Origin of the sequence: Mycobacterium sp. 852002-51971_SCH5477799-a (assembly GCF_001667145.1) — a bacterium.
In the GTDB taxonomy this organism is placed as follows: Bacteria; Actinomycetota; Actinomycetes; order Mycobacteriales; family Mycobacteriaceae; genus Mycobacterium.
In genome coordinates, this window is record NZ_LZIF01000094.1 from 1 (window position 1) to 9,632 (window position 9,632).

At 67.3% G+C, this 9,632-nt stretch carries 1 protein-coding gene; it reads left to right on the forward strand.

Annotated elements, in window-relative coordinates:
• Positions 1-9,632 (forward strand): non-ribosomal peptide synthetase (locus A5753_RS13665; protein WP_156656098.1); only part of this gene is annotated, 9,632 nt, incomplete at both ends.

Genomic DNA, 9,632 nt, shown 5'->3' on the forward strand with positions numbered 1-9,632 from the left:
CCCGACGACATCGCCTACCTGATCTACACCTCCGGCACCACCGGAACCCCCAAAGGCACCACCATCACCCACCACAACCTGGCCCGCTTGTTTGAGTCACTAGCCGCGGACCTCGAGTTCGCTCCCGGCCAGGTGTGGACGCAATTTCACTCCTGTGCCTTCGACTTCTCGGTGTGGGAGATCTGGGGCGCGCTGCTGCACGGCGGGCGGCTGGTAGTCGTCCCCGAAGACGTCACCCGCTCCCCCAACGACTTCCACGCCCTACTCGTTGCCGAACACGTCAACGTCCTGAGCCAGACCCCCTCAGCGTTTTATGCGCTGCAAAACGCCGACGCACTGCAGTCCGATGCGGGGCCTCAGCTTCACCTTCACACTGTGGTGTTCGGCGGCGAAGCCCTTGAGCCACAGCGTCTTCGGACGTGGCTGCATAATCACCCTGCGCTACCGCGCTTGATCAACATGTATGGCATCACCGAGACGACGGTGCATGCCTCGTTGCGCACGATCGTCGACGGCGACACCGACCGCACTGCCAGTCCCATCGGCGTGCCACTGGCAGACCTTGCGTTCTTTGTGCTGGATGGGTGGTTGCGCCCGGTGCCGGTCGGGGTGGTCGGTGAGTTGTATGTGGCCGGCGCCGGGGTGGGCATGGGCTATGTGCGCCGGGCGGGGTTGACCGGATCCCGGTTCGTAGCCTGCCCCTTCGGCAGCGCGGGGCAGCGCATGTATCGGACCGGGGATGTCGTGTGTTGGCGCGCCGATGGGCAGCTGGACTATCTGGGCCGCGCGGATGAGCAGGTCAAGATCCGCGGCTACCGCATCGAACTGGGCGAAATCCAGGCCGCGCTGGCCGCCCAGGCTGGGGTGGACCAGGCGGTGGTGATCGCCCGCGACGACCAACCCGGCACCACCCGGCTGGTCGGCTACATCACCGGCACCGCCGACGCCACAACGGCGCGCGCCGCCCTGGCCGAGCAGCTGCCGGCCTACATGATCCCCGCCGCGGTCATCGCCCTGGAAGCGTTGCCGCTGACGGTCAACGGCAAACTCGACACCCGCGCGCTACCGGCACCCGAATACACCGATGCCGAGCGGTACCGCGCCCCCGCCACCGCGCTCGAGGAGATCCTGACCGGCATCTACGCCCAGGTCCTCGGCGTCGAACGGGTCGGGGTCGATGACTCCTTCTTCGAGCTTGGTGGAGACAGCATTTCGGCGATGCGGGTCACCACCGCAATAAACACCAGCCTGGATTCCAGCCTGTCGGTGCGCACCGTGTTCGAGGCACCCACCATTGCCGAATTGGCGCCCCGTATCGGCGGTGAGGCGGGCCGGCGTACGCCGTTGGTCCCGCAGCAGCGTCCGGCGGTGGTGCCGCTGTCGTTTGCCCAGCAGCGGTTGTGGTTCCTCAACCGATTCGAGGGCGGGGTTGCGACCTACAACATTCCGACCGCTTTCCGGATGAGCGGGGCGCTGGACGTCGACGCGTTGAGCGCGGCACTCGATGACGTCATCGAACGGCATGAATCGTTGCGCACCATATTTCCCGACGCTGACGGTATGCCGTTCCAGCAGGTGCTGCCGGCGCGAGCCGGAATGTGGCGGCGCGGAGGCACGACGGTGACGTCGTTGTCGGAGCAGGATGTCGTCGACGAATTGGTGGCGCTGGCGGGGTATCGGTTTGATCTGTCGACGGAGATCCCGATTCGTGCGCAAATCTATTCGGTGGCCCCCGAGCAGCATGTGCTCGGGATTGTGGTGCACCACATCGCTTTTGACGGGTGGTCGCTGGCTCCGATGGTCCGCGATGTGGGCGAGGCTTATCGCGCGCGGCGGCAGGGCCGGGCACCGCAGTGGGCGCCGTTGCCGGTGCAGTACGTCGATTACACGCTGTGGCAACGGGATTGCCTGGGGGCGGAGTCCGATCCAGACAGTGTGATTGCCGGGCAATTGCGGTACTGGCGGCAGGAGTTGGCCGATCTGCCGGAGTTGGCGTCGTTGCCGACCGATCACGCCCGGCCGCCGCTGCCGAGTTATCGCGGTGACGCGGTGGAGATTCGCATCGACCCGCAGGTGTGGGCGCGTACCAAGGCGCTGGCGACAGCGCATAACGCGACGGCCTCGATGGTCTTGCAGGCGGCGTTGGCGGTGGTGTTGCACCGTGTCGGGGTCGGTGAGGACGTGGTGCTGGGCGCGCCGATCGCCGGACGGCAGGATGCGGCGCTTGCCGAGCTCGTCGGGTTTTTCGTCAACACGTGGGTGTTGCGGGTGGGGGTGAATCCCCAGCAGCAATTCGGCGATGTGCTTCAGCAGGTGCGGCAGAAGGCGCTGGATGCCTACACCAACCAGGATGTGCCGTTCGAGCGACTGGTCGAGCAACTCAACCCGGCCCGTTCCGCCGCGCATCACCCGCTATTCCAGGTGGCCTTGGTTTTCCAGAACAATGTGCGGCCAGAAGTTTTGACGTTCGACGGCCTCGGCGTCGAGCCGCTGGGGGGGTCGACCCGCACCGCCAAGTTCGACCTGGATTTCCATCTCAGCGAGGTGCGCGCTGAAGACTCGGATGCGCCGATGGCCGCCGGGGTGGTGACGTATGCGACCGATCTATTCGACCGAACCACCATTGAGCGGTTGGTCGCCTGGTTTGGGCGGGTGATCGAGGTGGCCGCGGCCGATGCGTCGGTGGCGGTGGGCGATATCGCGTTGCTGGATCGCGGTGAACGCGAGCTGGTGCTGTCGGGGTGGTCCGGCGTCAGTGTGGGGGCGCCGGTCGGCGTGGCGCCGCAGTTGCTGGCCGCGGCGGTGTCGGCCGATGCGGACGCGGTGGCGGTGGTCGACGGCGCCCGACAGCTGTCGTACCGCCAGCTCGATGAATGGTCGACGCGGTTGGCGCGGGTGCTGATCGAGGCCGGGGTCGGTCCGGAGCGCGCGGTAGGCGTGGCGATGGATCGCTCTGCGGAGTTGGCGGTGGCGTGGTGGGCCGTGGTCAAGGCCGGCGGTGTGTACGTGCCGCTGGATCGGGCGCATCCGCCCGAGCGGATCGCCACGGTGTTGGACGCGGTGGCGGCGGTATGTGTGCTGACTTGTGGTGGGGACGCGGTGGCCGGGATCGGAACGCGCCCGGTGCTGCGGGTCGACGGCTTGGACGTGTCCGGGCGTCGCGCGGATTTGATTACCGACGCCGACCGCCTGGCGCCGCTGGGAGTGGATGACACCGCCTACGTCATCTTCACTTCCGGGTCTACCGGGGTCCCGAAGGGGGTTGCGGTCAGTCATGCCGGTTTGTTGGGCATGGTTGCGGCGCAACGCAATGTGTTCGGGACGGCCGCGGATGCGCGGGTGTTGATGGTCTCGGTGCCGACCTTCGATGCCTCGGTGTTCGAGTTGTCGTGGGCGGTCGGATCAGGCGCGGCGTTGGTGATAGCCCCGCCGCAGGTTTACGCCGGAGAGGCGTTGACCGGGCTGTTACAGGACCGGCGCGTCAGCGCAGCGGTGATGACCCCGTCGGTGTTGTCGTCGCTGGATCGGGACCGGTTGGTCGAGTTGGACACACTGGTCACCATGGGCGAGGCCTGCCCGCCGCAGTTGGTGGCCGCTTGGGCGCCGGGTCGGCGAATTTTCAACGCTTACGGTCCCACCGAGACCACCATTTGGGCCTCGTGCAGTGCGCCGCTCTCGGTGGGGCAGCCGGTTACCATCGGCGCCCCGATTCCGGGGATGTGCGCGCTGGTACTGGATGCGCGATTGAACCCGGCGCCGATCGGGGTGGTCGGTGAGCTGTATTTGAGCGGGCCCGCACTCGCGCAGGGCTATGTGGGCCGCCCCGAGTTGACCGCGGAACGATTCGTCGCCAACCCGTATGTGGGTCCGGGGGCACGCATGTATCGCACTGGTGACCTGGTGCGCTGGACCCACGCCGGCACTCTGGATTATCTGGGCCGCGCCGACACCCAGATCAAACTGCGCGGCCAGCGCATCGAACTCGGGGAAATCGAGAACACGCTGTTGTCCTGCCCACAGGTCGAGCGGGCCGCTGTCACCGTGCAGCACAGCACCGCCGGCTCTCACCTGATCGCCTACATCACCGTCGATCGCAGCAGCAGCGCCGACCGCGACGCGGAAGTCGTCGAAGAGTGGCAACACTTGTATGACGAGCTGTACGGCGCTGAGGTCGAAGCGCCGGGATTCGGCATGGATTTCCGGGGCTGGAACAGCAGCTACACCGACGACCCGATTCCGCTCGAGGAGATGGTGGAGTGGCGTTCCGCCACGGTGGATCGGATCATGGCCCTGCAGCCGCGGCGAGTCTTGGAGATCGGCGTGGGCTCCGGACTGGTGCTGTCGCAGATCGCCCCCGTATGCGAGCGCTACGTCGCCACGGATATGTCCGCGGTGGTGATCGACAAACTGGCCCGCTCGCTGGAGCAGTCGCAGATCCCGTGGCGCGATCGGGTTGAGCTGCTGACCCGACCGGCCCACGTCACCGAGGCACTGCCGCAGCGCTACTTCGACACCATCATTCTCAACTCGGTGGTGCAGTACTTCCCCAACGCGGAATATCTGGCTGATCTCATCGACAACGCCATGGACCTGCTGGCTCCCGGCGGGTCACTGTTCATCGGTGATGTGCGCAACCACAGCCTGCAACTCGCGTTTCAAACCGGGGTCGCGCTGGCACACACCACTTCGACCGACGCCGCCGAGATCCGCCAACGGGTCCAGTCCGCGATGCTCGGCGAGCCCGAATTACTGCTCGCCCCAGAGTTTTTCACCTCCGTAGCCGCCGATCGTGCGTCAGTGGCCGGGGTCGACATCGAAGTCAAACGCGGATTCGCCGACAACGAACTCAACCGGTATCGCTACGACGTCATCTTCTCCAAAGCGCCCGCTGCGGTGCGCTCGCTGGTCGACGCGCCCAGTTGGGCCTGGACCGAATGCGCCGACCTGGAGCGACTGCACACTCGGCTGCGCTCCCAACGTCCGGCCACCCTTCGCGTCACCGATATCCCCCACGCCGGAGTGATCAACGACGTCCGCATCGAGCGCGGCCTTGCTGCCGGGCTGGCCCCGGCCGAAGCAGCGGCCCAGGCCGCCACGGAGACCGGGGACGTCGTCCCCGAAGAATTGCACCGCCTCGGTGAAACCACCGGCTACCGCGTCGCCGTCACCTGGGGAACCCAACTCGGCACCCTGGACGCCGTCTTCATCGCCACCGGCGACCGCGATGGCCGGCGTTCCCCACCGCTGACCGACCTCTACCTGACCTCCGCCGACGAGGACCAAAGCAGGGTCCATGCCAACGACCCGCACACCAACACCAAGGTCAGCGTGGTGCGCCAGCGGTTGAGCGCGCGGTTGCCCGAGTACATGGTGCCGACGCAGATCGTGGTGCTCGAGAAGTTCCCCTTGACCTCCTCGGGCAAGCTCGACCGCAAGGCGTTGCCGGCACCGTTATTTGCCGGCGCACCGTTCAGGGCGCCACACACGCAGACCGAGAGGCTCGTCGCCGAGGTGTTCGCCGAGGTGTTGGGGGCAAGTCGCGTCGGGCTTGACGACGATTTCTTCGCCCTCGGTGGGGATTCGCTGATAGCGACCCGGGTGAGTGCGCGGCTGCAGTTGGCGTTGGGCAGGGAAGTGCCGGTGCGGTACCTGTTCGACGCGCCGACCGTCGGGACTCTCGCCCAGTATCTGGACCGGCATCGCGGCGGCGCTGCTCGTCCGCCTCTGCAGCAAATGCCGCGTCCGACGCGAATCCCGTTGTCGTACGCCCAAAGCCGGTTGTGGTTCCTTGACCAACTGCAGGGCCCCTTACCGATCTACAGCATGCCCGCGTCGTTCCGGCTGCACGGGCGGCTTGATGCCGACGCGCTGGGTGCGGCGCTGGCCGATGTGGTGGGCCGCCACGAGAGCCTGCGCACCGTATTCGCGGCACACCAGGGGACACCCCAACAGGTGGTGGTGCCCGCCGAGCAGGCCCACTTTGGGTGGGACGTCGTTGATGCCACCGGCTGGTCCACAGCCCAATTGAGCGAGGCCATCGGCGCGGCGGCGCGCTACGCGTTTGATCTGGCCAGCGAAATCCCTTTGCGCGCTTGGCTTTTCCGCGTGGCCGACGACGAGCACGTGCTAATGATCGTGGTGCATCACATCGCGGCGGACGGCGGGTCTATCGCGCCGCTGGCGCGCGATTTGGGTGTGGCGTATGCCAGCCGACGCGCGGGACGGGCCCCCGACTGGGCACCGTTGCCGGTGCAGTATGCCGATTACGCCCTGTGGCAGCGCGAGCAATTCGGCGATCTGGCGGACAGCGAGAGCCCCATAGCCGCGCAGCTGGGCTTTTGGGAGGATGCTCTCGCCGGTATGCCCGAACGCCTGCAGCTTCCCACCGATCGGCCCTATCCGGCGGTTGCCGATTACCGCGGCGCCGACGTGGCGGTCGATTGGCCGGCCGAGCTACAGCAGCGGGTGCAGCGGGTTGCGCGCGAGCACAATGCGACAAGTTTCATGGTGGTGCAGGCCGCCTTGGCGGTGCTGCTGGCGAAGATCAGCGCCAGCAGCGACGTCGCGGTAGGCTTCCCGGTCGCCGGGCGCCGCGACCCCGAACTCGATGACTTGGTTGGATGTTTCTTCAACACGCTGGTGCTCCGCGTCGACCTGGCGGGTGATCCCACCGTCGCGGAGCTGCTGGCCCAGGTGCGGCGGCGCAGCCTGGCCGCCTATGAACACCAGGACGTGCCTTTCGAGCTGATCGTCGAGCGGCTCAATCCGACCCGATCGCTCAGCCATTCGCCGCTGATTCAGGTGGTGTTGGGCTGGCAGAACCTGACCTGGCAGCACAACGGGCCCGACGCCGCAATGACCCTGGGTGATCTGCAGGCCACACCTGTGCCGGTCGACACCCGCACCGCCCGCATGGACCTTTCGTTCTTCCTGGCCGAACGCTGGACCGAGGCCGGTGAGCCGGCCGGGATCGGCGGCACCGTCGAATTCCGCGCCGACGTTTTCGACGCCGACACCATCGAGACGCTGATCAAACGGTTGGAACGGGTGCTGATGGCGCTCACGGCCGACCCGACGCGGCGGTTGTCGGCGATGGATCTGCTTGATGCGGCTGAGCACGACCGGCTCGACCGGTGGGGCAACCGGGCGGTACTGACGGAGGCGGCGCCCACGCCGGTATCGGTTCCGGCGTTGTTCGCCGCGCAAGTAAGCCGGACGCCCGATGCCCCCGCGCTGACCTGCGCGAAGCATTCGTGGAGCTATCGCGAGCTCGACGAGGCCGCGAACCGGCTGGCGCACGTGTTGGCGAACCATGGCGCCCGCCCTGGCGAGTGCGTCGCGCTGGTGCTGCCCCATTCGGCTGAGGCGATCGTGGCGATCCTGGCGGTGCTCAAGACCGGAGCGGCCTACCTACCGATCGACGCGACGCTGCCGTCATCCCGGATCGACTTCATGATTGCCGACGCCGCGCCGACGGCCGCGATCACCACCGTCGATCTGGTCGACCGGCTGGACGGCCATGACGTGGTGATCATCGACGTCAACGACGCCGCCGTCGCCGCCCAACCCAGCACCGCACTGCCCACGCCGGCACCAGACGATCTCGCTTACCTCATTTACACCTCCGGGACCACCGGCACGCCCAAGGGCGTGGCCATCACCCACCACAACGTGGCCCAGCTGTTGACCTCTCTGGATCCGCGTCTCGCGGCGCCGGGGCGGGTATGGACGCAATGGCACTCCTATAGCTTCGACATCTCGGGCTGGGAGATCTTCGGTGCGCTGCTGCACGGCGGCCGGCTGGTGGTGGTGCCCGAAGAGGTGGCCCGCTCGGCGGAGGAACTTCACGCGTTACTGGTGGACGAAAAGGTCAGCGTCTTAAGCCAGACCCCGTCCGCGGCGGGGATGTTGTCGCCCGAGGGATTGGATTCGGTCGCCCTACTGGTGGGTGGGGAGGCGTGCCCGGGCGAGGTGGTGGATCGGTGGGCGCCGGGGCGGGTCATGATCAACGAATATGGCCCCACCGAAACCACCATGTGGGTGGCCCTCAGCGCGCCGCTGACCGCGGGTTCGGGTGCGCCGCCGATCGGCTCGCCGGTGGCACACGCGGCATTCTTCGTGCTGGACGGGTGCCTGCGCCCGGTGCCGGCCGGCGTGGTCGGCGAGTTGTACGTGGCGGGCGCCGGGGTGGGGTGCGGGTATTGGCGACGCGCGGGTTTGACCGCGTCGAGGTTTGTGGCCTGCCCGTTCGGGGGCGCGGGGGCACGGATCTACCGCACCGGCGATCTGGTGTTTTGGGGCGCTGACGGGCAGCTGCGGTATCTGGGGCGTGCTGATGAGCAGGTCAAGATCCGCGGCTACCGCATCGAATTGGGTGAAATCCAGGCCACGCTGGCTGCGCTCGACGGGGTGCAGCAGGCCGCGGTGGTCGCCCGCGAGGATCAACCGGGCGACAAACGCCTGGTCGGTTACGTCACCGGTAGCGTCGACCCGGGCCAGGCGCGTGCGGCGCTGGCCGAGGGGCTCCCGGCCTACATGGTTCCGGCCGCGGTGGTGGTTCTACAGGCGTTACCGCTGACGGTTAACGGCAAGCTCGATCGGCGGGCGTTGCCGGCACCCGAATACACCGATGCCGATCAATACCGGGCCCCAAGCAACGCGGTCGAGGAGATCCTGGCCGGCATCTACGCCGAGGTCCTCGGTGTCGAACGCGTCGGAATCGATGATTCGTTCTTCAATTTGGGTGGCGATTCGCTGTCGGCGATGCGCCTGGTCGCCGCGATCAACAGCGGCTTGGACGCCGGCCTCTCGGTGCGGGCGGTGTTCGAGGCGCCCACTGTTGCCCAATTGGCGCCCCGAATCGATGCGGAGGCGGGTCGGGTAGAGCCATTGGTGGCCGGCGAGCGGCCTGACGTGCTGCCGTTGTCGTTTGCCCAGCAGCGGTTGTGGTTCATCGAGCAGTTGCAAGGGCGCTCCCCGGTTTACAACATGCCGGTGGTCTTGCGGTTGCGCGGGCGGCTGGACGCCGAGGCGTTGGGTGCGGCGCTGGCCGACGTTGTTGGCCGCCATGAGAGTCTGCGCACGCTGTTCCCCGCGGTCGACGGCACAGGGCAGCAGGTGATCACCCCGGTTGAACGGGCCGACTTCGGTTGGCAAATCATCGATGCCACGGTCTGGCCGGCGGGCCACCTGAATGACGCAGTCGACGCGGCGGCGCGTCGCCCGTTCGATCTGGCCACCGAGATCCCCTTGCGGGCACAGCTTTTCCGCGTCACCGACGACGAGCACCTTTTGGTGGCCACGGTGCATCACATCGCCGCCGACGGCTTGTCGATCACCCCGCTGATGCGTGACCTGGGTGTCGCATATGCCAGCCGGTGCGCGGGACGAGACCCTGCGTGGGCCCCGTTGCCGGTGCAGTATGTCGACTACACGCTGTGGCAACGCGCGCAGCTCGGCGAGCTCAACGATGCCCAGAGCCGTATAGCTGCACAGCTGGCCTACTGGGAGCAGGCCCTGGCCGGGATGCCCGAGCGGCTGCAGCTGCCGACCGACCGGCCCTATCCGGCGGTGGCCGACTATCGCGGGGCCAGCGTGGCCGTGGACTGGCCGGCGGGGTTGCAGCAGCAGAT